Here is a 24,452-nt window from a genome sequence, read left to right as displayed (position 1 = left end):
ATAGACGGCTCGTCTGCGATAGAGTCTGAAGATATGAGTGAAGTCCTGAATCTGGATTCTGTGTCCGTGCGCCGGGGGACGAATTTCCTCCTCGACGATTTCTCGCTGACCGTCGCCGAAGGCGAGCACTGGGCAGTGCTCGGACCCAATGGTGCGGGCAAGACGACCCTGCTCGAAATCGCGGCCGGTCGCATGCATCCGACGACGGGTACGGTCAACATCCTCGAGGAGCAGCTCGGCCGCGTCGATGTGTTCGAGCTGCGCCCGCGCATCGGCTATGCCTCGACGATTCTGGCCAATCGCATTCCGAGTTCCGAAGCGGTCCTCGACACCGTGCTCACCGCCGCCTACGGCGTCACCGGACGTTGGGTGGAGGAGTACGAGCAGGACGATATCGAGCGTGCCCGCGATCTGCTGGCCGCGTTCCACATCACTCACTTGGCCGATCGCACCTTCGGTACGCTGTCCGAGGGCGAGCGCAAGCGTGTGCAGATCGCGCGTGCGCTCATGACCGACCCGGAGCTTCTGCTGCTCGACGAGCCGGCGTCCGGACTCGATTTCGGCGGGCGTGAGGAGCTGCTCGGCGCACTCTCGGAGATCCTGTCATCGAAGTGGGCGCCGGCCACGATCATGGTCACCCACCACGTCGAGGAGATCCCGGAGGGCATCACTCATGTGCTGCTGCTGTCCGAGGGCACCGATCTGGCCGCAGGTCCGATCGAGGAGACCCTGACGGCGGAGAACCTCGCGGCGACCTTCGGCATCGACGTCAAGCTCACCCGGGACGGTCAGCGCTACCACGCACGTTCCGCCCTCTGAGCATGGAGTTTCTGGCGAACCTGAGCCTCGAGCCGTGGCAGATCGGCCTTGTCATCGTCGCCGGAATCGCGGCAGGAGGCATCAACGCCGTCGTCGGCTCCGGAACGCTCATCACCTTCCCGGCGCTCGTCGCCTTCGGAGTGCCGCCGGTGGTGTCGACGATGAGCAACGCTGTCGGTCTCATCCCCGGCAATATCGCCTCCTCGTTCGGATACCGTGAAGAGCTGCGAGGGCAGTGGAAACGGATTCTCGGATACGTTCCCGCCTCTCTGCTCGGGTCGCTGACCGGTGCGTATCTGCTGCTGCACCTGCCCGAGGATGCTTTCGAGACGATCGTGCCGGTCCTCCTCGTCGTGGCCTTGATCATGGTGGTCGGGCAGCCGTACCTCTCCCGCTACCTGAAGAACCGGTCCCTGCGCCGGGCCGAGGCTGCCGGCGTCGAGCATCGGGCCGCCAAGGCGGGGGATCGCCTGTCCACGGGCCGGTACATCGTCGTGCTCATCGTCGTCTTCCTCACCGCGATCTACGGCGGCTACTTCGCCGCCGCCCAGGGCATCATCCTCATCGCCCTGCTCGGTCTGCTGCTGCCCGATGATCTGCAGCGACTCAACGGGCTGAAGAACGTCCTCGTCCTCGTCGTCAATACGGTCTCGGCAAGCACGTACATCATCGTCGGCCACGACCGGATCAACTGGATCGCCGTTGTCTGCATCGCCATCGGCTCACTCATCGGCGGGTACTTCGGTGCCCGAATCGGGCGGAAGTTCTCGCCCGTGCTGCTGCGCGCCGTCATCGTGGCCCTCGGACTCGTCGCGATCTGGAGGATCCTCACGCTGTGAACGGAGTTCCGCTGTGAACGGGAGCACGCTGTGAACACTCCGGCCAAGGCACCCATGACCCGCCAGCAGGTCATCGATCGGTCCGCTGAGCTCGGGATCGCCGTCGAGCGTCTGCGCTTCTTCGACGAGGCGGACCTGACCTCTGGGAGCCAGGGTGATGATTCCGGCGATGCCCTGCACGGGCGCCTCGAGGGCATGCGCGACTACACGCAGCTGACCGATGTCGCCCTGCGCAGCGTCCGTGAACCCGCCGAGGGGCTGTTCATCGCCGAATCCTCGAAGATCATCCGCCGCGCTCATGCAGCCGGCCTCTCGCCTCGGTCGTTCCTCACCAGCCCGAAATGGCTGTTCGACCTGGCCGACATCATCGCTGAGAGCGATGTGCCGATCTTCATCGGCACGGATGCCGCTGTGGAGTCCCTGACCGGATTCCACCTCCACCGAGGAGCTCTGGCCGCCATGGGCCGACCGGCCCTTCCCGACCCCGCGGCCTTGGTTGCCGATGCCAAGCGAATCGTCGTCATCGAAGACATCGTCGACCATACGAACGTCGGCGCCATCTTCCGTTCTGCGGCCGCATTCGGCGTCGACGCCGTGCTCGTGACCCCACGCTGCGCCGATCCGCTCTATCGCCGGTCAATCCGTGTGTCCATGGGCACGGTGTTCCAAGTGCCGTGGACGCGCATCGACCCGTGGCCTGCCGGAATCTCTGCCCTGCACGACGCCGGCATCCACGTGGCCGCCCTGGCACTCGACGATGATTCTGTGGGGCTGCGCGACTTCGCCGCCTCGGCACCGGAGCGCACCGCAGTCGTCTTCGGCACTGAAGGCGAAGGACTCAGGCGATCGACGATCGCCGCCTGTGACTCGACCGTGATGATCCCCATGAGCGGGGGAGTGGACTCCCTCAACGTCGCGGCCGCCTCGGCGGTCACCTGCTTCGCCCTGCAGGACGATTGAGCCGTGTCAGTGGCGCACTTTGACGTTTGATTATGAGCAATTCGATTGAGCTGTATCCGACCGCTGACGGTGACACCGCGCTCGAGGTGCGCACTGATTCCGATACCGTTTGGCTGACACGGCATCAGCTTTCGCATCTGTTCGGACGTGATGTGAAGACGATCGGCAAACATATCAACAACGCTCTGCGGGAGGAACTCGACGGTGAGCCAACTGTCGCAAAATTTGCGACAGTTCAAAAAGAGGGCGCCCGAACAGTCACACGTATGGTTGAGCACTACAGCCTCGACATGGTCCTGTCGGTGGGATTTCGAGTGAAGTCGTCGGAAGGAGTGCGATTTCGCCGTTGGGCAAACGATGTCCTTCATCGCTATGCGATCGAAGGAACCGCCGTCAACCAACGGCGGTTGTCAGAATTGGGAAAGATTGTCAGCGTGCTGACGAAGTCGCAGGAGGAATTGGTTGCGGGGGTTGCCGACGTACTGTCAACGTACCTGCCAAGTCTCACCATGCTCAGAGATTATGACGAAGGATACTTGTCGTCGAAATCGAGCTCCGTGCCTGGATGGGAATTGGCCCTGGAAGAAGCACGCAGAATCATCGGCGGACTGTCATTGGCATTTCCCGACGATAAATTGCTGGGGAGGGAACGAGGCGATGCTCTAGGGGCTGTCATCGGGGCGATCTATCAGGGGTTCGGAGACCACGAACCCTATCCGACCGCCGAAGAGAAGACCACCCCCTCTCCGACGGCAACAAGCGCAGCGCCTCGGCGCTGTTCGTCACCTTCCTTGACCGCAACGGCGCGCTGATCGACCCCGATGGCAACAGGCGAGTCGACGACAATGCGCTGGCAGCGATGACGCTGCTGGTCGCGATGAGTGAACCTTCCGAGAAGGAACTGATGATCGCGCTCATCATCCGTATGATCGTCTCAGAAAGACAGTGATCATTCCCGCAGTCATGACGGAGAGGACCCCAGTGGACCGCAGCACCCTAGCCCTTGCTCTTGAAGCCGGACGGATCACCGGGGAGGTCGCCACACCGAGAGAGAACAACCTCTCGCACATCCACCGGTTCCTCGACCAGGAACGCCAATTCGACTTCGGCGTCGAACTCACCCGCGACTGGGACTATGACTCAGTGTTCGCGCTCATGGTCGAACGCTGCGGCCTGCGGCCCGATCCCGAGTTCGTCGAAGGCGTGGACACGATCTCCACCGAAGGCTGCATCGACGCTCTGGAGAAGCTCGCCGAGGCGGTCGGCCAGGTCGCCCGCGCCGGCGGCCGGATCCTCTTCGCCACCGGACATCCGGCAGGACTGCTGCCCGTGCATATGGCAATTGCCGCCGCGGCGAAAAGCGCCGGCGCCGTCATCGACACCCATTATCACTTCATCCCGGTCCCGGAGATCGGCGGCGACGTCCGTCAGATCCACAATGTGTGGACCTGGCACCAGCATGGCGGCAGCCCGCACACCCACCTGGCTGAACCGATGCATGCGCTGCTCAACGACTTCGCCGCCCGCGGCGGGTCGGCCCCGGACCTCGTTGTGGCCGATCATGGTTGGGCTGGTGCTGCCTCGAGCCGGGGACTGCGAACTATCGGCTACGCCGACTGCAACGATCCCGCCCTTTTCGTCGCCGAGGCGCAGGGACAGATCGAAGCCACCATCCCCTTGGACGATGATGTGGTGCCGAACCTCTACGCCCCGCTCATCGACTACGTCATCGAACGAGCGGGACTGAACTGACGGGCAGCATCTGGCTGACGGACGGCGCGGGACCGAGCGCCACGGTCAGCCGATCTCGTTCGCGAGATCCTCGATCACCTCGGCGCCGGGCAGGGACGCGAGTGCGGATCCGGAGAGGAGCAGCTTGGAGCCGCGGATACCGGAACCGATGATGAGTTCGTCGGCCTCCGCAACGCGGGAGTCGATGAGCACCCGATAATTCTCCGGCAGGCCGATCGGTCCGATGCCGCCGTACTCCATCCCCGATTCGTTCACGGCGCGTTCGAGCGGCAGGAACGAGGCCTTGCGGACATCGAGGAGCTTCTTGACCCGCTTGTTGACGTCGGCGCGGGTGTTCGCCAGCACCATGCAGGCGGCGATCCGCTCCTCGCCGCCCCGCGAGCCGGCGACGAGAACGCAGTTCGCCGAGGTCGCCGGAGGCAGATCCGTGGCATCGAGGAGAGCAGCGGTATCGGCGATCTGCGGATCGATATCGAAGACGTCGACTTCGCCGGATACCGCGGACAAGGCGGTGGCCGTCGATTCGGCCATGAGTTCGGGGGCGGTGGCGGCGGGTCGGAGAGTGAACTGAGTGGAGAGGCGTTCCTTCGTGGTCATGGCCACAGTTTAGGAGATCCGTGTCGAATCGCTTTGTCCGGGCCCATCAGTTAGAATCGATTGTCGCTCCGTGTCCGGTTCCTACGGTTCGGAGCGTGTCCAGCAGACGAATTCGGGCACTGGCAGATGAGTTCAACTCATATCAGGCGCCTGAAAGAATTCAGCAGAGGTAAGAAAATGAAGAAGGACATCCACCCGGAATACGCACCGATCGTATTCAACGATCTGGCTTCCGGCACCAAGTTCCTCACCCGCTCCACCGCTAAGAGCGAGAAGACCATCGAGTGGGAAGACGGCAACACCTACCCCGTGATCGACGTCGAGATCTCGTCCGCTTCGCACCCGTTCTACACGGGCAAGCAGCGCATCCTCGACTCCGCCGGCCGCGTGGAGAAGTTCAAGGACCGCTACAAGGGCTTCGGCAAGCGCTGATCTCGGGCGTTCCAACAGCTTTATTCAGATTGCCCCGCACACCGATCAGGTGTGCGGGGCAATCTGCTGTCTGCGGGCCGCAGTGTCCGTTACGACAGTTCTGTCCGTTACGACGGCTCCGCGGAACCGTGCCAGGGTTGCGTCCCCGCGGGGACGCAACCCTGGCAACAGTGATCAGTCGACGGTGACTGAGACCTCGGAGGAGGGACTCACCCGTGCCGCCGGATGGTAGAGCGAAGCGACGCCGGTGGCATTGTCGAGGCAGTTCGCGATTCCGTGAGCGACCTTCTCCTTGGCGGAGACGACGGCGTCCTTGATGTCGAGACCGGTGGCGATTCCTGCCGCGATCGAGGAGGCGAAGGAGCATCCTGCGCCGTTGACGAGCTTGTTGTTGACCTTGCGCGAGCGCAGAGTCGTCACGGTCTCACCGTCGAAGAGGATGTCGATGGCATCGTCCCCGGCGAGACGGGCTCCGCCCTTGACGACGACGTTCTTCGCGCCCTGCCCGTGGATGATCTTCGCGGCCTCGACCATGCCCTCGACGGAGTCGATGGGGTCGACTCCGGCCAAGGTCGCGGCCTCTTCGAGATTCGGGGTGACGACGGTGGCCAGGGGCACGAGGTTCTCGACGAAGAGATCCTTGAGATCGACCATGGTGCCTGCGCCCTTGCACACGAGCACAGGATCGAAGACGTACGGCAGATCATTGGTCTTCAGCTCTTCGGCGAGGACCAGTGCCGAGTCGACGGAGCCGAGCATGCCGGACTTGATGGCGGTGAACTCGTGCACGTCCAGCGTCGATTCGAGCTGACGGGTGACGACCTCGGGCTCGATGAACTCGAGGACATGGGCGAATCCGTCATCGGGGTCGAAAGTGACGATGCAGGTGACGACGGCAGTGCCGAAGGCCCCGTATTCGTCGAACATCTTCAGATCGGCTTCGAGTCCGGCTCCTCCGGAGACATCGGATCCGGCGACAGTGAGCACCTTTGCGGTCATAGTGGTCCTTTCAGGTAAAGCGTTCGCGAAGAAGTCTACGCGGGTTCAGGCCCCTGCATAGCCGTGCTGACGCCAGGCTTCGTAGATGGCGATGGATGCCGAATTCGCCAGATTGAGCGAACGGCGTGCCGGCAGCATCGGAATCCGCACAGTCATATCCACATGCTCGTCGTTGACGACCTCGTCGGGCAGTCCCGTCGACTCGCGCCCGAAGAGGAGGACATCACCGTCTTGGTAGTCCACCTCGGCGAAGGAATTGTCCGTATGCGTGCTGAACGCGATCACCCGACGTTCGCCGAGGTGGCCCCAGAGTTCGTCGATCGATGGATGGACGGTGACATGGGCGAGGTCGTGATAGTCGAGACCGGCTCGGCGCAGCTTCGCGTCGGAGAGGTCGAAGCCGAGAGGCTCGACGAGATGCAGATGGGCTCCGGTGACCGCGGCGAGCCGGATGGCGTTTCCGGTGTTGCCGGGGATCTCTGGAGTGTGGAAGACGATGTCGATGTTCATATCACCCTCATCTTCTCACCTCAGAGGCTGGCCTTACGAACGAGGAGGTATCCCTGCCTGGTCGTCTCCGGGAAGCGACCGGTCCGGTCGGGTTCGCGTTCGAGGCGGGTGGCAGGAATGAAGCCGTGCGGTTCGAGCGCGGTGAGCACGTCATCGATCGAGCGGCGGTGGAAGTCGAGATCGACGTCGAAGCCGGCGAGATCGGAGAAGTGATCGATCCGGTCCCCGAGCTGGAACGCCAACTGGAACCAACCGCCCGGACGCAGGGCACGGGCCGCCTCGGCGAAGGTGAGGACAAGCTCATCGTCCGGGACGTGGATCGTCGAATACCAGGCGACGAGACCGGAGAAGGACTCATCGGCATAGGGCAGGGCGGTCATCGACCCGATGTCGAACTGATGCGCCGGATAGAGGCCCTGCGCGAGTTCGATCATGGCAGGGGAGAGGTCGAGTCCACGCGGTTCGAGTCCGAGGGCGGCGAGGAACGTGGTGATGCGACCGGGCCCGCAGCCCAGGTCGAGGACCTCCGTCGAGCCGGTGCCGAGGACGAGCTCGGAGAAGGCCCCGAGGACGGCGCGGTCATGCGGTTTGGCGGTGAGCTCATCGGCGACCCATTCCGTGTAGGTCCGGGCGATCGCATCATAGGAATCACGCGTGGCCGCTTCGCGGGACGAAGTGCCGTTTGTGCCGTCGGTCATGACGCCACCCTACCCGGACGCACTGACGCGAGCGCGTCGGCGAGAACAAGTTGCGGTGGCTTCGGCAGGTGTGCAGTCATCACCAGTAGAAACGAAAACGAATCGAAGATGACCAATGAATAATCAGTTCAGCTTGTATTAGAGGAAATTCTCGTGTCAGTGCCGAGTTCTAGAGTGGGAGCACGGTCGGTGGTCATGGGGGCTGCGGGGCCGAACGGCACGAGGAGCGAAGCCATGCACAACGAAGATCAGGTCGATCCGTGGGGCGAGGACATGGAATGGGAAAGACGTGTGAGGGAAGCGGCCGTGGCCTCGGCAAGCCAGAGCGGAATTCCGTCCGCTCAGGCATGGGCAGGCTCGGGCCCGAGGGGCAAGGGACAGCAGACCACGGCTCGGTGGGATGAGGCAGGAGCGAGTTCGGCTGCACAGGAATCGAGCCGACCGCGCGCAGCCGAGACCGCGGAGCTCGAGGGGTTGAGCGTCGATCCGAAGGACTATGGAGGGGCTGACGCCGATGCGGACCCCAGCACCCTCACCTGTGAGCAGATCGTGACGGATATCCGGCGCAGCATCTCATGCATCTCCTTCTGCCATGCCCGCGTCATCACCCTCATCGACGAGGTCGAGAGACGGGGATTGTGGGCGGAATGGGTCGGTGTGAAGACCCTGACCGAGTGGGTGATGCATGTGGCGTCGGTGAGCATGCACACGGCTCGCGAGTATGTGCGCGTGATGAAGGCTCTGCGGGAGATGCCGAAGGTGAAGAAGAGTCTGGCGGGCGGTGATGTCAGCTTCTCAAAGGTGAGGGAAGTGACCCGACTGGGGGAGCGGATCGGCGACGATGAGGCGCTGCGTCTGGCCACCCTCGCCACCGGCAGCCAGATCAGTCGGATCTCGCAGAACTACCAGCAGCTGGCCGACAAGATCGACAACGGCCCGTTCCCTCTGTACCTGGCTCAGGACAGTGTGAGCATGCGTCAGGTGGCACCTGGTCGGACCCGGATCACGATCGAACTCGAGGAAGACGACGCCGCAGAGATCGCCGCGATGCTCGACGCCGCCCGCCAGGTTCTCGAACGTCCCGTCCATGATGGCGGTTCCGATGGGGATGGGGCTGCGGGCGAGGGCGGCAAAGCGGACGAGGCTCCTTATGAGCCGGTCTCCCAGGTCATGTGCCTGATGGAGATCATCCACGCCTTCCCTCGTGCCGAGCCCACGGGTTCGATCGACGCCGATCGTGCCCGACTGCTCGTTCATGCCTCCGCAGAGGTGATCACCCGCAGCGGCGCCACGATGGAAGCCGCGCCCGCGTTCAAGCCCCCTCTGCTCAGCATCCCCGCAAAGCCGACCGCCGTCTGCGTCCCCGCGGGGACGGAAAGCGAACCGGACCATCCGGCAGGAGTCGAGGGAAGCGTCCCCGCGGGGACGCCGAGCGGAGGCGCGGATACGACCTGCCGGATCGAAGGGTTCGGCGGCATCACTGCGGCGACGGCGGAGCGCCTGAGCTGTGAGGCGCTGATCAGCGGGGCGATCAAGGATGCCGGAGGTGACGTCCTCATGCTCGGGCGCTCGAAGCGTCTGGTGAGCAGGCGACAGCGAATGGCACTGAGCGTGCGTGATGTCTGCTGCCAATTCCCCGGCTGCCGTGCCCGCAGGCGATGTGATGCCCACCATATCCGCCCTTGGTCGCAGGGCGGGAGGACCGATATGGACAATCTCATCCTGCTCTGTCGCAGACATCACACCATGGTACACAAATACCAGCTGCGCATCGAACGCACCGGAGCGGACTTCGCTGGAGCGATGCGCGGTCCCGCCGCCTTTGCCTTCTACTTGCCCGACGGCTCCCAGCTGCTTCCTCTGGAAAGCCGGGTGAGGGGACGGATGATGTTCAACACGGCGGTTCGCGTTGCCAAGGTCAGGCAGATCACGAAAGCGGCCGATCCCGGCACTGTCGGCGGCGGTTACGGCTTTGACCTCGGCCTCTGTATCGCATGGATGTTCGAAGCCGAATGGCGACACGCCCGGGAAGGCAAAGCTGTTGTCTGAATCTTGCCAATTTAGAACACCAGTTCGATAATGGATGTCATGTCAGCAGCACCGGTCATCGAACAGCTCAGTCGGGAGACGGGGATCTCCACGGCTGCGGCACTGTTCGACAAGATCTCACCTCATTCGGTGGATCCTGTGCTCTCTCCGCTGTTCCGTCGCGGCGGTCTGCCGCGTGGGGAACTTGTCACTGTCACCGGTGAGCTGTCGCTGAGCTGCGGCCTGGCGACGATCGCTGCGGCGACCCGGGAGCAGAAGTGGTGTGCCGGCATCGGGCTCGGCGAACCGTCCGTGTCCTCGATCGCCGACCTCGGTGTCGATCTCGACCATTTCGTCAACCTCGCGACCCCTGGTGAGGACTGGCTGCGAGTGGCTTCGATCCTCATCGAATCCTTCGACATCATCCTCGTCGACCCCGGCTTCGCCCCGAGTGCTTCGGAACGGGCCCGACTCCTGGCGAAGATCCGTGAACGACGAATGAGCCTCATCAGCCTCCGACCTCTTTCCGGCAGTACGGAGCAGATCGAGATCACCGACACCCGCTGGTCGGGTGCCGAACACGGTCACGGCCGTCTGCAGTCCTGCCTCGTCCGCGCTCGTTCACAGACGGGAACCCACCGGTTCCTGCTGCCGGGACCGTCAGGAACTCCCGCCAGCGTCCCCGCGGGGACGCTGGAAGTGGTGGCAGACGGCGGAGCGTCCAAGGCCCCGACAACGGATCTGGGCACAGATCCGGCCACGGGCACGGACGACGATCCTCGGTGGTCGACGATCACACAGCTGCGGCAGGTGATCAGCCATGTCGGATGAGTCCGGCCGCACCCTCGTGCTCACTGTTCCCGACTGGCCGGCGGTGGCCGCAGCGGTCGAACACGACATCGCACCGGGCCGCCCTGTCGCGGTCCTCCACGCCGGCAAGGTCATCGCCGCCGATGCTCCGGCCCGTGCCGCCGGAATCACCGCCGGGAACAACAAACGCGCCGTGGGATACCGCTGTCCGGAAGCCCACATCGCGGTCTGGGACGAAGAGGCCGACAACCGACATTTCAGTGCCGGCGTCGGTGCCCTCGACAACCTCGTCGCACGGTTCACCCTGCTCAGCCCGGGAACATTGGCGATCCCTCTCGACTCGCTCAGACACGGCTACGCCGACGAAGCCGATGCGGTCGAGACACTGGTCTCGGCGCTTGTCGATGACACCGGATGGGAGTTCTTCCCCGGGATCGCGGACACCGTCTTCGCCGCGGTCCTCGCCGCCGGACAGGCGCGCCGCGTCGAACCCGGACAGACCGTGGACTTCCTCTCCGCCCAGCCGATCACCACCCTGGAATACGCCGGCGCCGAGGCGACCGCGCTGATCGAGGTCTTCCTGCAGCTGGGGCTGCGCACCCTCGGTGACCTCGCCCGCCTCGCGACCAAAGACGTGAACGCACGCTTCGGCGCCTTCGGTCGGCATCTGCACGACCTGGCCTCCGGGCGGGCAGGAGCCCCGCTCGCCGATCATGTCCGCGGCGAACAGCTCGACGTCGAACTCGACCTCGATGCCCCGACGACCCGCAGCGATACCCTCGGCTTCCTCGCCCGCCAGCTCGGTGCCGACCTGTTGGCCAAGGTGCGCAGACAGAGGTTGGTCTGCACCCAGATCACGATCGAACTCGATGCCGCGGGCGGCCAGTCCTCGTCCCGGACCTGGCGGATCGAGGACATGCAGGAGAATGCGATCGCCGACCGCCTGCGGTGGCAGGCCGAAGGCTGGCTGGCGGGAGTGGGCCGGGGTTCGCCTCCGGGACAGAATCCCCGCACGGCACAGCCTGACCCGCAGGAACTCGACATCGTCGACGAGCCGGCACCCGACGCCGAGGACTTCTCCGAGGATGGCATCATCGCGCTGCGCCTCATCGCGGCCGAACTGACCACCCCGATCGGTGCCACACGCAGCCTGTTCGACGAGAACACCGGGCAGATCACCCATACGCTCGAGCGTCTGCAGGGACTGTTCGGTCCCGATGCCGTCCTGGTTCCGGGCATCCAAGGCGGGTGGGACCCGGCAGAGACGAACCTGTGGACCCCGTGGCAGCAGGCGGCCGTCCCCGAACGCAGCCCCGCCGCTCCCTGGCCCGGTGCTCTGCACGCACCCCGTCCGACGACCGTCGAACATTCCGCCGTCGACGTGCTCGCCGCGGACGGCTCACCGGTGGAAGCACGCCCCTCGGGTCTGGGTGCGGCCCCGGCGACGATCAGATTCCCCACCGGGCAGACCGAGACCATCACCGACTACTCCGGTTCCTGGCCCATCGAATCCGGATGGTGGGACCCGAACCGAGCCGTCTACCGCACCCGGCTGCAGGTGGTCACCGATGCCGGCCGTGCCCTTCTGCTGAGCAAAGAGCACGGCCAGTGGTACCTCACCGGCCGTTACCGCTGACCGGCAACCTGCCGACCAACGACCCCAACCGAGAGAACGACCCCACTTGAGAGGAGGAGATCCCGATGGGATTCTCGAACCCGCGCACACCGTGGTCGAAGCTGGCCCGCCGCCTCGAGGGCAAGGACATCCCGTCCTCCCCGGCGGACAAACAGCCTGCTGGTGAGAACCCGGCAGGAAGACAGCCTGTCGACAAGCACGCCGACGGCTCCGATGCTCCTGCGTTCTCCCGCCCCGACCGCTACCAAGTCTCGGTCGGCCCCGGCGGTTCGGACGGACGCAGCCGCTATCAGGAGCTGGCAGGCGCCGGCAGCGCTCAGGGGCCGAACCGCGGACCGGGACTGCTGCGGAAGCAGGTCGACTGGGCGGAGCTGCATGTGCACTCCCAGTTCAGCTTCCTCGACGGAGCCTCCGACCCCGAAGAACTCGTCGCCGCCGGCGCCGCCGCCGGGCTGAGCTCCCTGGCGCTGACCGACCACAACGGACTCTACGGTGCCGTCCGCTTCGCCCATGCCGCCGCCGAGGTGGGGCTGGACACCGTGTTCGGCTCCGAACTGTCCATCGGGCTGGCCGAGAAGATCCCCGGACAGACCGACCCCGATGCCACCCACCTGCTCGTCCTCGCCCGCAGCGTCGAGGGCTACCACCAGCTCTCTCAGGTCATCACCGAGGCGAACCTGCGCGGTGAGAAGAACCGTCCGCTCTTCGACCTCGAAGAACTGGCTGCAGAGGACGGAGACTGGATGATCCTCACCGGCTGCCGCAAAGGACCGCTGCGACGAGCGTTGGGCGACGACGACGGCGGGCTCAGCGCTCTGCGCGAACTCACCGCACTTTTCGGACCCGACCGGGTCGCCGTCGAACTCAGCCGGGACGGAACCCCGGATGACGACGAGAGGCTGGGCCACCTCGGCGATCTGGCCCAGCGGACGGGCCTGCCGATCATCGCCAGCAATGCCGTCCACTTCGCCACCCGGGCCGAGTGGAAGTCGGCTCAGGTGCGCGCCTCGGTGCGGTCGCGGAAGTCCCTGGACGAACTGGCCGGATGGCTGCCGGCGACGGCGAGCGCACGCATCCACACCGGCCAGGAGATGCTCGCGCGATTCCCGCGGCAGGCTGTGGACAATGCGGTGCGGATCGGTCAGGACTGCTCCTTCGTCCTCTCCTCGGCCCGTCCCGACCTGCCGAAGGCACCGATGCCCGATGAGACCGAGGGGGAGACGTATCTGCGTGGCCTCATCGCCGAACGCGGCCGCACCCGCTACGGATCCCGAGCAGAGCACCCGCGGGCCTGGGAGCAGCTGGACCGGGAGATGGACATGATCGCCCAACTGGGCTTCTGCGGCTACTTCCTCATCGTCTTCGACATCACCGAGTTCTGCCGCAATATGGGCATCTTCTGCCAAGGCCGGGGTTCGGCGGCGAACTCCGCGGTCTGCTACGTCCTGGGCATCACCGCCGTCGACGCCGTCAAACACGGACTGCTCTTCGACCGGTTCCTGTCCCCGGACCGCAAGGGGTACCCGGACATCGACATCGACATCGAATCCGGCCGCCGCGAGGAGGTCATCCAATACGTGTACGACCATTTCGGCCGTGACCGGGCTGCCCAGGTCGCCAATGTCATCACCTACCGTGCGAAATCGGCCATCCGGGACGCCGCCTTCAGCCTCGGCTATGCCCCCGGCCAGCAGGATGCGTTCTCGAAGTCGAGCAACCGGTGGTCGAGCCTGCCCGATGCCGAGGACTCACCGGTGCCCGCACCGGTGCTCAAGGTCGCCGAGGATCTGCTCGGCTCACCGCGCCATCTGGGCATCCACTCCGGCGGGATGATCCTGGCCGACCGTGCCATCGGCGAAGTCGTGCCGATCGAGAAGGCGACGATGGGCCACCGCACCGTCGTCCAATGGGACAAGGACGACTGCGCGGCCATGGACCTGGTCAAGTTCGACCTGCTCGGTCTGGGCATGCTCACTGCCCTGCACGAGATGGTCGGACTCGTCCACCGTCACACCGGGGTCCTCATCGACCGGGCGGAGATCGATGACGACGACGAAGCCGTCTACGAGATGCTCTGCCGTGCCGATGCGATCGGGGTCTTCCAGGTCGAATCCCGCGCCCAGCTGGCCACCCTGCCCCGGCTGCGCCCGGAGAAGTTCTACGACTTGGCCGTCCAGGTCGCCCTCATCCGACCGGGGCCGATCCAAGGCGGCTCCGTCCACCCCTATATCCGCCGACGGCAGGGTCTGGATGAGGTCGAATACCTCCACCCGCTACTCGAGAAGTCCTTGGCCAAGACCTGCGGGGTCCCTCTGTTCCAAGAGCAGCTCATGCAGATGGCCATCGACGTCGGCGGGTTCACCGGTGCCGATGCCGACCGGCTGCGGCAGGCCATGGGCTCCCGTCGGTCGGAGAAGCGGATGGCCGAACTCGCCGAGAAGTTCCGTACCGGAGCCATGGAACGCGGAGTCGACGCGGAGACCGCCGAGACGATCTTCTCCACCATCGCGGCCTTCGCGAACTACGGATTCCCCGAATCGCATGCCATCAGCTTCGCGAACCTCGTCTATCAGTCCGCCTGGTTCAAATACCATCACCACGCCGCCTTCACCGCCGGTCTGCTGCGCAGCCAGCCGATGGGCTTCTATTCCCCGCAGTCGCTCATCGCCGATGCCCGCCGGCACGGAGTGCCGATCCTGCCCGTCGACATCCGCCGGTCCCAGGCGGCCACGGACCTCGAATGGGTCGCAGAAGCCGGGGATGGGGACACCGCCTCAGCGGGGGAGGACAAGGACACGACCGCCTCGGAGGGGGAGCTGGGGATCCGCTTGGGACTGGACACGGTCGCGCATGTCGGCTCCTTCGCCGAGGTGATCGTGACCGAACGCGAGATCGCTCCCTTCGCCTCGGTGGCGGACCTGGCCGAACGCACCGGCATCGGCAAGCAGGCCCTGGAATCGCTGGCCACGGCCGGGGCCCTGTCCGGATTCGACCTCGACCGACGGCAGGCCCTGTGGCTGGCCGGGGGAGTCGCCGGTGCCCATCCGGGGCTGCTGCCGGGAACGGCGAGCGTGGACTCGGCGCCGAGCCTGCCGACCATGGACGCCTTCGATACGACCTTGGCCGAACTCTTCTCCACCGGGATCACCGTCGACGGCTACCCCACGGAGATGATGCGCGAGACGCTGAGCGCCCGCGGATACTCATCGACCGCGGATGCGGCGCGTGCGGCGGACGGAACCCGGATGACGGTGGCCGCGATCGTCACCCACCGGCAGCGCCCGGCCACCGCCTCGGGGATCACCTTCATCAACCTCGAAGACGAATTCGGGATGCTCAACGTCGTAGCCACGGCCGGGCTGATGAAACGCTTCCGCACGGTCGCGACCTCCCGCAACGCCCTCGTCGTCACCGGACTCATCCAGCGCGGGGGAGACGTGGTCAGCCTCTACGCGCACAAACTCGTCCCCCTCGAGGTGCAGCTGCCGACGAAGGCGCGGAACTTCCGGTGAACGTCGGCACTGCCAGATGACAGCTGCACGGCACGGTGTGACGAAACATGACACACGATGACGCCAACATGACACACAGGCGGGTGCCAGCCGGCGAAGTCGATGACAGTAGACACATCACATCGCCTCAACCAGCGACACCGCCACCGCACTCATACAGGAGAGTCACCATGACCCAGGCATTCGAAACCCGTCAGATCCATGCCGGACAGGTTCCCGATCCGACCACCGGTTCGCGCGCCCTGCCCATCCACCAGACCACCTCGTTCGTGTTCAACGACGTCGACCACGCCGCAGCGCGCTTTGCGCTGACCGACGTCGGCCCCGTCTACAGCCGCCTGACGAACCCGACGAACGAGGTCGTCGAGAACCGCATCGCCGATCTCGAAGGCGGCGTCCACGCCGTCCTCACCGCCTCGGGCCAGTCCGCGGCATTCCTCGCGATCACGAACGTCGCCGGAGCCGGTGACCACATCGTGGCCAGCTCCAGCCTCTACGGCGGAACCGTCAACCTCCTCGACGTCACCCTGCGCAAGCTCGGCATCGAGACCACCTTCGTCAATGTCGACGACCACGAGGCGTGGAAGAACGCGATCCAGGACAACACGAAGCTCCTCTTCGGCGAGGTCGTGTCGAACCCGCGCTCAGACATCCTCGACATCGAGGCGATCGCCGGAATCGCTCACGATGCCGGTGTGCCGCTGATCGTCGACAACACCCTCGCCAGCCCCTACCTCGTGCGTCCGATCGAACACGGTGCCGACGTCGTGCTCCACTCGGCCACGAAGTACCTCGGCGGCCACGGCAACTCCGTTGCCGGTGTCCTCGTCGACAGCGGCAACTTCGACTACGGAGCACAGCCGGAGAAGTTCCCCGGCTTCAATGAACCCGACGCTTCCTACAACGGACTCGTCTTCGCTCGCGACCTCGGCGCCGACGGAGCTTTCGGAGTGAACGTGTCCTTCGGACTCAAGGCTCGCGTGCAGGGCCTGCGCGACCTCGGACCCTCGCTCAGTCCGACGAACGCATTCCTGCTGGCCCAGGGCATCGAGACCCTGAGCCTGCGCATCGAGCGCCACGTGGAGAACGCGAACAAGGTCGCCGCCTACCTCGAGGCTCACAGCCAGGTCGACCGCGTCGCCTACGCCGGACTCGAGTCGAGCCCCTGGAACGGACTGGCCAAGAAGTACCTGCCGAACGGCGTGGGTTCGGTGCTCGCCTTCGACATCGCCGGCGGATACGACGCCGCTGTGGCCTTCGTCGACGCCCTCGAACTGCACTCGCTGGTGGCGAACATCGGCGACGTCCGCTCGCTCGTCATCCACCCGGCCTCGACCACGCACGCTCAGCTCGACGAGGAAGCCCAGAAGGCGGCCGGAGTCAACCCGGCACTGGTCCGCCTGTCCGTGGGCATCGAAGGTGTCGACGACATCATCGGCGACCTCGACAAGGGCTTCGCGGCAGCTGCGGCGAAGGCGCAGACCGCGGCCTGAGATGACCACCCAGAGCACTTCCGTCGAACGGATCCTCGGCTTCGGCACGGACTCGGGACACACCTTCGGCACGGTCGAGATCGCCTATGAGACCTTCGGCGCCCTCAACGCCGACCGGTCCAATGCGATCCTCATCGAGCATGCTCTGACCGGCGACACCCGCGTCACCGAATGGTGGGCGGGTGTCGTCGGGCCCGGGGAAGCCGTCGACACCGACAAGTACTTCGTGGTGTGTGCGAACTCCCTCGGAGGCTGCTCGGGAACGACCGGGCCGCAGTCGTCCTATGATGACGGTCTGGCCTACGGCTCCCGATTCCCTCGGGTCTCGATCCGCGACATGGCACGTCTGGAGCACAATCTCGCCCAGATCCTCGGCATCGACTCCTGGGTCGCCGTCATCGGCGGATCCATGGGAGGTGCGCGAGCGCTCGAGTTCGCTCTGTTGGACAGCCGGAAGGTCCGCAAATGCGCGGTCATCGCCGCACCGGCCTTCTGCGAAGCCGACCAGATCGCCTGGGCGATGATGCAGGAACGCGCGATCGAACTCGACGCCGACTACTACTCCGGAGACTATTCGGCCGTCGGCAGCTTCCCCAGTCATGGTCTCGGACTGGCCCGGCAGATCGCGCACCTGACGTATCGCAACGATGCCGACCTCAATGAACGCTTCTCCCGCCGCCTGCGTTCGGAGGACTACTACGAGGTGACCTCGTACCTGGACCATCAGGCCAAGAAGCTCACCGCCCGGTTCGATCCGCACAGCTATATCGTGCTCACACGTGCCCTGCGCGACCACGATGTGCGCCGAGGTCGCTCCTCCGACCTCACGGTCGCACTGGCCGACGCCTGCACCGACAACCTCGTGGTCTCCGTGTCCTCGGATCGGCTGTTCCCGCCGGAACAGGTGGGCATCCTCGCCGAGGCGCTGCCGGGGAGAGTGCGACACCACATCATCGACTCCCCGGTCGGTCACGACGGGTTCCTCACCGAGACAGAGAAGATCTCCGCGGTGCTCGCCGACTTCCTCGCCGACTGAGACAGTCGGGCCCGCTGGCGACGAGCACAGTCGCCAGCCAGCGACCCGAATCTCCCCAAGCACCAGAAGACCCCCGCAGACCGTTCGCTGCGGGGGTCTTCTGGTGTGCCCGGATCACGGGCCTGCGGTCACCGTGCGGCGGCCTTCGCCTTCTTCTTCGCGGCCTTGCGCAGCTGCTTCTCGTCGACCGGGAAGTCCTGACGAGCCCGCGCCCGACGGTAGTAGTCGGCGGCCTCTGCCTGACGCTCGGCTTCGACGCCGGAGGCGATGGTGGCCCGACGGTGGACATCCGAGTAGCCGAATGCTTCGACGAGGTCGAGGGCATTGGCGGCAAGCTTCTTGCACAGACGGTTCAGCGTCTCGTTGATCTGGCGTGCACGCGACATCGGCAGGCGACCGTACATGAGGTGCCAGGCCATGTGCTTCTCGATCAGTCCGAGACCGTAGGTGTCACGCAGACGACGGAAAGCCTTGGCCTGATCGGCGTCGGTCTGCTCCTTCATCTTCTCGTCCAGCGCCTTCCACTTCTCGAGCTCGACATAGGCGCGTGCCATCTCGATGAGCTCATGCTGGTGGACGTTGAACAGATCGGCGGCCTGCGCGGCCGGCATCTTCGTCGCGGGCCGCAGCGCCTGAGCGACTCCGGCGACCATGACCTCCAGACGCGTTTCGAGCAGGGTTCGCTGCAGGCGTCCCGACCTGATCCGCTTGTCGCCGAGGTTCGGGGTCAGCGCATCCGAGATCGCCCGTCCGGCATTGGCCAGACCGGTGCGGTAGAGCGTATGTTCGGCGGCCTGGGTGCCGATGAAGCGGGCGGCTCCGCCGACGTCGAGGTTCGCGAATTCCTTGGCATAGTCGCCGAGGAGGCGCTTGGCCACGAGCTGCAGCAGCACCGTGTTGTCGCCTTCGAAGGTGACGTAGACGTCGAGGTCGGCGCGCAGCCCGACGAGGCGGTTCTCCGCCATGAATCCGGCACCGCCGCAGGCCTCACGGCATTCCTGGATGACGTCGAGCGCCATCCAGGTCGAGTCGGCCTTGAACGCAGCCGCCCGGGTCTCGAGCAGAGCCCGGTTCTCCTCGGAGTCATCGGCTCCGGCGAAGACCTCTTCGAAGGAGGTCAGCAGCTTCTCGTGCGCGAACGCCGAGGCGTAGACGGCGGCGAGGGCCGGCATGAGGCGACGCTGATGCTGGCCGTAGTCGAGCAGAGTCGTCTCGGCGAAGTCATCGCCGGCCGTGAACTGCTTGCGCTCGAGTCCGTAGCGCACGGCGATGTCGAGGGCGATCTTCGATGCGACCACGGAGGCGCCGTCGAGCGAGACCCGGCCCTGGACCAGGGTGCCGAGCATCGTGAAGAAGCGGCGTCCCGGCGATTCGATGGGGGAGGAGTACGTGCCGTCGGCGGTGACGTCTCCGTAGCGATTGAGCAGGTTGGTGCGTGGGATCCGCACGGAGTCGAAGGCGAGGCGACCATTGTCGACTCCCTTGAGCCCGCCCTTGTAGCCGTCGTCTTCGATCGAGACTCCCGGCATCGGCTCACCGGCCTCGTCGCGGACGGGCACGAAAAAGGCATGCACCCCGTGCTTGACACCTTTGGTGATGAGCTGAGCGAAGACGACGGCGGCCCGGGCATCGCGGGCGGCGTTGCCGATGTACTCCTTCGTTGCGGCCCGGAAAGGGGTCTCGATGACGAACTCTTCGGTCGCCTCATCGTAGGTGGCGGTGGTCGCCACGTTCGCCACATCGGAGCCGTGCCCGATCTCCGTCATCGCGAACGAACCAAGCAGACGGCCGGACTGAGCGTCGAGCAGCCACTTCTGATGCTGCTCCTTGTCTCCGAGATGGAGGATCGCTCCGCCGAAGAGTCCGAACTGGACGCCGGCTTTGATCTGCAGGCTCGGGTTGGCCGTGACGGTCTCTTCGAACCCGGCGACGTTCGTTGCGTGTTCGTTCTTTCCGCCCATCTCCGGTGACAGCCCGGTCATCGGCAGCCCGGTCTCGGCCATCATCATGACCCCGTCGAGGGTCTTCGCTCGTGCGGTGTCGAGATCATCGGCCGGATCGTCATGGGTCGACGGCTCTTCGGCCAGGGTCCGCCCGCGTCGGCGAGCTTCTGCCCAATGCCCGTCGAGGACGTCGTTGATGGCTTTCGGGTCAAGAGACAGCTTCATTGTTCTACTCCTCGTTGTTCGGGCAGGGTTGCCCAGAGCCAATGGGTGATGGTGGTGGCGAATTCCTCGGGCCGGTCCGGTCGGGACAGCCACGTCTCGGTGGCGGCGCGGACGAAACCGATCGCTCCGGCCGACCACAGCCGAGCCTGTTCGCCGCTCAGGCCGAGGCGTTCGGCCAGCTGCCCGGCAATTGAATTGAAGAAACCGCCGGTCTCCTCGGGCGCGAACCGGTTGACCGCGGTGTCGCAGAAGCGATACACGTTCGGAGAATTCGCGGCGAGCGTGACGAATGCGCGGATCATCGCGGCCAGGGACTCCTGCGCCGCGGCTGAGCCCTCGCCCTTCGCCGAGGCGGCCGCGGCCTCGTCGAGAGACCGGACGATGACGCCCATCGCCCATTCGCCCATGGCCGCCTGCAGACCTGCCCGGTCGGTGAAGTATCGGTAGAGCACCGACTTCGACGTCCCGGTCGCGTCAGAGATCTGCTCCATCGACATATCGTCGCCGTACTCGTCGACGACGAGCCGCACGGAACGCAGAAGTTCGCGACGACGCTCATCGCGATGCTTCTGCCATCTCGTCGAGCGACCGTCTGTGATCGATTTCATGTAACCGACAGTATCAGGTACTGTCGGTATCGGCTAAATCAACCACTCGGAGGTGCACATGTCCGCTCCCAACAACCGCGCCGTCATCCTCGGCGGCAACCGAATTCCCTTCGCCCGCTCGAACAAGCAGTACTCGAAGGCCACGAACCTCGATATGCTCACCTCGGCCATCGACGGGCTCGTTGCCCGCTTTGGACTGGCCGGAGAGAACATCGGCGAGGTCGCCGGAGGTGCAGTCCTCAAGCATTCGAAGGACTTCAACCTCACCCGGGAAGCCGTGCTCGGCTCCGCCCTGGCACCGACGACCCCCGCCTTCGATCTCGGTCAGGCCTGCGCCACCGGCCTCGAAGCCGTGGTCAGCCTCAACAACAAGATCAATGCCGGGCAGATCGAATCCGGAATCGCCTCGGGCGTGGATTCGACGTCCGACGCTCCGATCGTCATCAACGATTCGATGCGCGAGATCCTCCTCGAGCTCACCCGTGCGAAGACAATGGTGCAGAAGGCGAAGATCGCCTCCCAGATCCGCCCCGCCTACCTCGCACCGCAGGCTCCGAGCACGGGCGAACCGCGCACGGGCTTGAGCATGGGCGAGCACCAGGCGATCACCACCGCCGCCTGGGGCATCAGCCGACAGGCCCAGGACGAACTGGCCGTGGCCTCCCACAAGAACCTCGCCGCGGCATGGGAATCCGGCTTCTTCGATGACCTCACCACCCCGTACCTCGGGGTCAGCCGCGATACGAACATGCGTGCCGACTCGACCGTGGAATCCCTGGCGAAGCTCAACCCCGTCTTCGGCAGGAAGCTCGCCACCGAGGCGACCATGACCGCCGGCAACTCGACTCCGCTGACCGACGGCGCCTCCTCGGTGCTGTTGGGCAGTGAGGACTGGGCCAACGAGCACGGCTTCACCCCGTTGGCGCGCCTCGTCGATGCCGAAGCCGCCGCCGTCGATTTCGTCGACGGCGACGAAGGTCTGCTCATGGCCCCCGCCTACGCAGTTCCGCGGCTGCTGGCCCGCAACGGTCTGACCTTCGATGACTTCGATGTCTTCGAGATCCACGAGGCATTCGCCTCCACCGTGCTCTCGCACCTGGCCGCCTGGGAATCCGAAGAGTTCTGCAAGGACAAGGTCGGTCTCGATGCGGCGCTGGGCACCATCGACCGCGACAAGCTCAACCCGCTCGGCTCGAGCCTGGCCGCCGGCCACCCCTTCGCGGCCACCGGCGGACGCATCATCGCCAGCACCGCCAAGCACCTGAAGACCACCGGCAAGAAGCGCTCCCTGGTCTCGATCTGCGCCGCAGGCGGACAGGGACTCACTGCGATTGTGGAGGCAGCATGAAAGACACCTATCTCTCCCTCGTCAACGGACCGCTGAAGCAGGTGGCCAAAACCCTCGGTCTGCCGCAGCCGGTCGAACTCAACCGCTTCGGCTCCACCCCGGCGTCCTATGAGAACAAACCGGTCCTCGTCCTCGGCACCGGTCCCGGGGCCCAGGGGCTGGCCGATCAGCTGCTGGAGAACGGACTCGAGGTCCGTCGCAACGCCCAGACCGGCGAGAAGCTGCGGGCCGTCATCGCCGTCCTCGACGACGCGCAGTCCCCGGCCGACCTGTCACCGGTCGTCCTCGAGATCGGCGCCGCCCTGCGTTCACTGGCCGCCTGCGGTCGAGTGATCACAATCTCGACGGCACCGGATGCGCAGAGCCAGACACCGGAGCAGGCCGCCACCGCCCAGGGCATCACCGGCTTCACCCGGTCGGTCGCCCACGAGATGCGCGCCGGCGCGACCGCCAACGGAATCCTGCTCGACGGCGTCGACCTCACCGCACCCTCGGTGAACGCGGCCCTGTGGTTCCTTCTCTCGGGCAAATCCGCTTATGTCTCCGGCCAGTTCCTCACGGTGTCTTCGGACGCCGGTCAGCGGCTGAGCCTGGACGAATTCATGTCCACCGGTGACGCCGGCCCGCTGGCCGGACGCACCGCCGTGGTCACCGGTGCCGCACGTGGAATCGGAGCCGCGATCGCCGAGAACCTCGCCCGCGACGGCGCCTACGTCATCGGCGTGGACATGCCGCAGGCAGGTCAGGCGCTGGCGCAGGTGATGAACCGGATCGGCGGCAAGTCGCTGCAGCTCGACATCACCGCAGCCGATGCCCCGGACAAGATCACCGAGGCGCTCGGGGCACCCGTGGACATCCTCGTCCACAACGCCGGCATCACCCGCGACAAGATGCTGGCGAACATGGACGCGGCCAAATGGGATTCTGTCATCGCCGTCAACATCGCCGCGCAGACGATGATCAATGCGCGCCTGGCGGAGAAGGGACTCTTCGCCGACGGCGCCCAGGTCGTCTCCCTGGCCTCGACCTCGGGAATCGCGGGCAACCGCGGCCAGACGAACTATGCGACCTCGAAGGCCGGAGTCATCGGACTCACGGCCGCCTCGGCGGAGGACTTCGCCGCCCGCGGGGGAGCGATCAATGCGGTGGCACCCGGCTTCATTGAAACGGATATGACCGCGAAGATGCCGACTCTCACACGCCAGGTCGCGCGCCGGCTCTCGAGCCTGCAGCAGGGCGGGCAGCCGGTCGATGTGGCCGAAGCCATCGGCTTCCTCGCATCCAGCGGTGCCCGCGGCATCAACGGACAGACGCTGCGCGTATGCGGTCAGAACATGGTGGGTGCATGATGGCGGATTCGATGCTTCCCATCTATGCCCGTGCCCTGCTCAAAACCCTGCCGGTGGGTCCGCGCACCGGTCCGGAGCTGCCGGATCATGCGATCGATCGCAGCATTCCGCTCGAACCGGTCGCCTATGCGGGATTCGCCCACGTCGTCGGTCACGGTCTGGACGATATCGTCCACCCCGGCTACCTGCACATCCTCGGCTTCCCGCTGAGCATGCAGCTGTTGGCCGACCCCGAAGTGCCGCTGCCGATGATGGGGATGGTCCACATCCACAATCGCGTCGATATGCATTCGCAGGCCCGCCTCGGCGAGGTTGTGGACTTCCACCTCGAGCTCGCCGGTCCCTTCGAGCACACGAAGGGCACCACGATCGAGGTTCGGCTCGAGGCGAAGGTCGACGGTCGTCCCGTGATGGACGAGGTCTCGACGTACCTGGCCAAGGGGCGGAAGCTCTCCGGAGCCAAGCCGAAGGCACAGGTGCCGCACCTCGAGTTCACGGCGCCGCAGCCCAGTGCCCTGTGGCGTCTGGATCCGATCATCGGTCAGCGCTATGCGAAGGTCTCCGGTGACTACAACCCGATCCACCTCAACGGTCTGGCCGCGAAGGGATTCGGATTCCCGCGGCAGATCGCCCATGGGATGTACAGCGCCTCCCGGGCGTTCTCGGCAATGGATCCGCGGCTCGAGTCCTACCGCTGGGATGTGTCCTTCGCGAAGCCGATCCTGCTGCCCGGCACGGTCGGCTATGCGCTGACCTCCGGGCGTCGTCACGAGGCTGCGGAGTCGGCCGTCTTCGACCTGAAGAACGGCAAACCGCACGTCCTCTCGCGGGTGGCACACCTCGAATGATGGCGTGATA

At 65.4% G+C, this 24,452-nt stretch carries 21 protein-coding genes; 15 read left to right on the top strand and 6 right to left on the bottom strand.

The window, feature by feature from the left end; translation table 11 throughout:
• Positions 1-33: 33 nt before the first annotated feature.
• The 5 genes from HIM68_RS03400 (at position 34) to HIM68_RS03380 (ending at position 4,370) form a co-directional block, all read left to right on the top strand.
• Entirely contained in the window at positions 34-819 is a 786-nt protein-coding gene (locus HIM68_RS03400) for an ABC transporter ATP-binding protein (protein WP_139908060.1), read from the top strand.
• A 2-nt stretch (positions 820-821) separates the two neighbouring features.
• On the top strand, positions 822-1,658 hold the full coding sequence (locus tag HIM68_RS03395; RefSeq protein ID WP_172169581.1) for a sulfite exporter TauE/SafE family protein: 837 nt from the start codon (positions 822-824) through the stop codon (positions 1,656-1,658).
• Positions 1,659-1,712: 54 nt separating this feature from the next.
• Positions 1,713-2,618 (top strand): RNA methyltransferase, encoded by a 906-nt coding sequence (locus HIM68_RS03390; RefSeq protein ID WP_172169578.1) that lies wholly within the window; start codon positions 1,713-1,715, stop codon positions 2,616-2,618.
• 32 nt (positions 2,619-2,650) lie between these two features.
• Positions 2,651-3,430, top strand: coding sequence for a virulence RhuM family protein (gene rhuM / locus HIM68_RS03385; protein ID WP_216656721.1), 780 nt, complete (start codon positions 2,651-2,653; stop codon positions 3,428-3,430).
• Positions 3,431-3,599: 169 nt separating this feature from the next.
• On the top strand, positions 3,600-4,370 hold the full coding sequence (locus HIM68_RS03380; protein WP_259356771.1) for a phosphatase: 771 nt from the start codon (positions 3,600-3,602) through the stop codon (positions 4,368-4,370).
• Positions 4,371-4,415: 45 nt separating this feature from the next.
• Here the strand turns inward: HIM68_RS03380 and HIM68_RS03375 are convergent, their stop codons facing one another.
• Positions 4,416-4,967 carry a YbaK/EbsC family protein gene (locus HIM68_RS03375; protein WP_172169572.1) on the bottom strand — a complete coding sequence of 184 codons (552 nt, stop codon included), beginning with the start codon at positions 4,965-4,967 and terminating at the stop codon, positions 4,416-4,418.
• A 177-nt stretch (positions 4,968-5,144) separates the two neighbouring features.
• Between HIM68_RS03375 and HIM68_RS03370 the strand changes: the two genes are divergently transcribed.
• Entirely contained in the window at positions 5,145-5,399 is a 255-nt protein-coding gene (locus HIM68_RS03370) for a type B 50S ribosomal protein L31 (protein ID WP_101544255.1), read from the top strand.
• Positions 5,400-5,573: 174 nt separating this feature from the next.
• Here HIM68_RS03370 and HIM68_RS03365 read toward each other — a convergent pair whose 3' ends face one another.
• The 3 genes from HIM68_RS03365 to HIM68_RS03355 are packed head-to-tail and all read right to left on the bottom strand — an operon-like array spanning position 5,574 to position 7,606.
• Positions 5,574-6,398, bottom strand: a complete 825-nt coding sequence (locus HIM68_RS03365) for a PfkB family carbohydrate kinase (RefSeq protein ID WP_172169569.1) — start codon at positions 6,396-6,398, stop codon at positions 5,574-5,576.
• A 45-nt stretch (positions 6,399-6,443) separates the two neighbouring features.
• Positions 6,444-6,908 carry a tRNA (cytidine(34)-2'-O)-methyltransferase gene (locus tag HIM68_RS03360; RefSeq protein WP_139467259.1) on the bottom strand — a complete coding sequence of 155 codons (465 nt, stop codon included), beginning with the start codon at positions 6,906-6,908 and terminating at the stop codon, positions 6,444-6,446.
• Positions 6,909-6,928: 20 nt separating this feature from the next.
• Positions 6,929-7,606, bottom strand: coding sequence for a class I SAM-dependent methyltransferase (locus HIM68_RS03355; protein ID WP_172169566.1), 678 nt, complete (start codon positions 7,604-7,606; stop codon positions 6,929-6,931).
• Positions 7,607-7,840: 234 nt separating this feature from the next.
• Here HIM68_RS03355 and HIM68_RS03350 point away from each other — a divergent pair, with 234 nt between their 5' ends.
• From HIM68_RS03350 to HIM68_RS03325, 6 genes are all read left to right on the top strand, one after another.
• Positions 7,841-9,655: an HNH endonuclease signature motif containing protein gene (locus tag HIM68_RS03350; RefSeq protein WP_172169563.1), complete on the top strand. Its 1,815-nt coding sequence runs from the start codon at positions 7,841-7,843 to the stop codon at positions 9,653-9,655.
• 39 nt (positions 9,656-9,694) lie between these two features.
• Positions 9,695-10,465 carry a DNA recombination/repair protein RecA gene (locus HIM68_RS03345; RefSeq protein WP_253903696.1) on the top strand — a complete coding sequence of 257 codons (771 nt, stop codon included), beginning with the start codon at positions 9,695-9,697 and terminating at the stop codon, positions 10,463-10,465.
• Entirely contained in the window at positions 10,455-12,080 is a 1,626-nt protein-coding gene (locus tag HIM68_RS03340; protein ID WP_172169560.1) for a DNA polymerase Y family protein, read from the top strand. Before HIM68_RS03345 ends, HIM68_RS03340 begins: the two co-directional genes overlap by 11 nt.
• 65 nt (positions 12,081-12,145) lie before the next feature.
• The gene (locus HIM68_RS03335) at positions 12,146-15,592 is read left to right on the top strand and encodes an error-prone DNA polymerase (RefSeq protein WP_172169557.1); all 3,447 of its coding nucleotides are present in this window, start codon (positions 12,146-12,148) and stop codon (positions 15,590-15,592) included.
• 170 nt (positions 15,593-15,762) lie between these two features.
• Positions 15,763-17,085, top strand: a complete 1,323-nt coding sequence (locus HIM68_RS03330; RefSeq protein WP_139467255.1) for an O-acetylhomoserine aminocarboxypropyltransferase/cysteine synthase family protein — start codon at positions 15,763-15,765, stop codon at positions 17,083-17,085.
• Between the two features lies 1 nt (position 17,086).
• Positions 17,087-18,121 carry a homoserine O-acetyltransferase gene (locus tag HIM68_RS03325; RefSeq protein ID WP_139467254.1) on the top strand — a complete coding sequence of 345 codons (1,035 nt, stop codon included), beginning with the start codon at positions 17,087-17,089 and terminating at the stop codon, positions 18,119-18,121.
• Positions 18,122-18,249: 128 nt separating this feature from the next.
• On the opposite strand, the gene HIM68_RS03320 is transcribed toward HIM68_RS03325, so the two are convergent.
• Both HIM68_RS03320 and HIM68_RS03315 read right to left on the bottom strand, forming a co-directional pair.
• The gene (locus HIM68_RS03320) at positions 18,250-20,289 is read right to left on the bottom strand and encodes an acyl-CoA dehydrogenase (RefSeq protein ID WP_172169554.1); all 2,040 of its coding nucleotides are present in this window, start codon (positions 20,287-20,289) and stop codon (positions 18,250-18,252) included.
• A complete protein-coding gene (locus HIM68_RS03315; RefSeq protein ID WP_139467252.1) occupies positions 20,286-20,897 on the bottom strand; it encodes a TetR/AcrR family transcriptional regulator in 612 nt (203 codons plus the stop codon). Before HIM68_RS03315 ends, HIM68_RS03320 begins: the two co-directional genes overlap by 4 nt.
• Before the next feature lie 58 nt (positions 20,898-20,955).
• Here HIM68_RS03315 and HIM68_RS03310 point away from each other — a divergent pair, with 58 nt between their 5' ends.
• Genes HIM68_RS03310 through HIM68_RS03300 form a run of 3 tightly spaced genes read left to right on the top strand, consistent with a single transcriptional unit; the run spans position 20,956 to position 24,442 of the window.
• The gene (locus tag HIM68_RS03310; protein WP_172169551.1) at positions 20,956-22,245 is read left to right on the top strand and encodes an acetyl-CoA C-acetyltransferase; all 1,290 of its coding nucleotides are present in this window, start codon (positions 20,956-20,958) and stop codon (positions 22,243-22,245) included.
• A complete protein-coding gene (locus HIM68_RS03305) occupies positions 22,242-23,594 on the top strand; it encodes a 3-oxoacyl-ACP reductase (protein WP_172169548.1) in 1,353 nt (450 codons plus the stop codon). The genes HIM68_RS03310 and HIM68_RS03305 overlap by 4 nt, the downstream gene beginning before the upstream one ends.
• Positions 23,591-24,442 (top strand): MaoC family dehydratase, encoded by an 852-nt coding sequence (locus HIM68_RS03300; protein ID WP_139467249.1) that lies wholly within the window; start codon positions 23,591-23,593, stop codon positions 24,440-24,442. Before HIM68_RS03305 ends, HIM68_RS03300 begins: the two co-directional genes overlap by 4 nt.
• Positions 24,443-24,452: the final 10 nt, after the last annotated feature.

Origin of the sequence: Brevibacterium sp. CT2-23B (assembly GCF_013168765.1) — a bacterium.
GTDB lineage: Bacteria > Actinomycetota > Actinomycetes > Actinomycetales > Brevibacteriaceae > Brevibacterium > Brevibacterium sediminis.
Note: the sequence above shows the minus strand (reverse complement) of the source record. Positions and strands in the feature narration are given on the sequence as shown.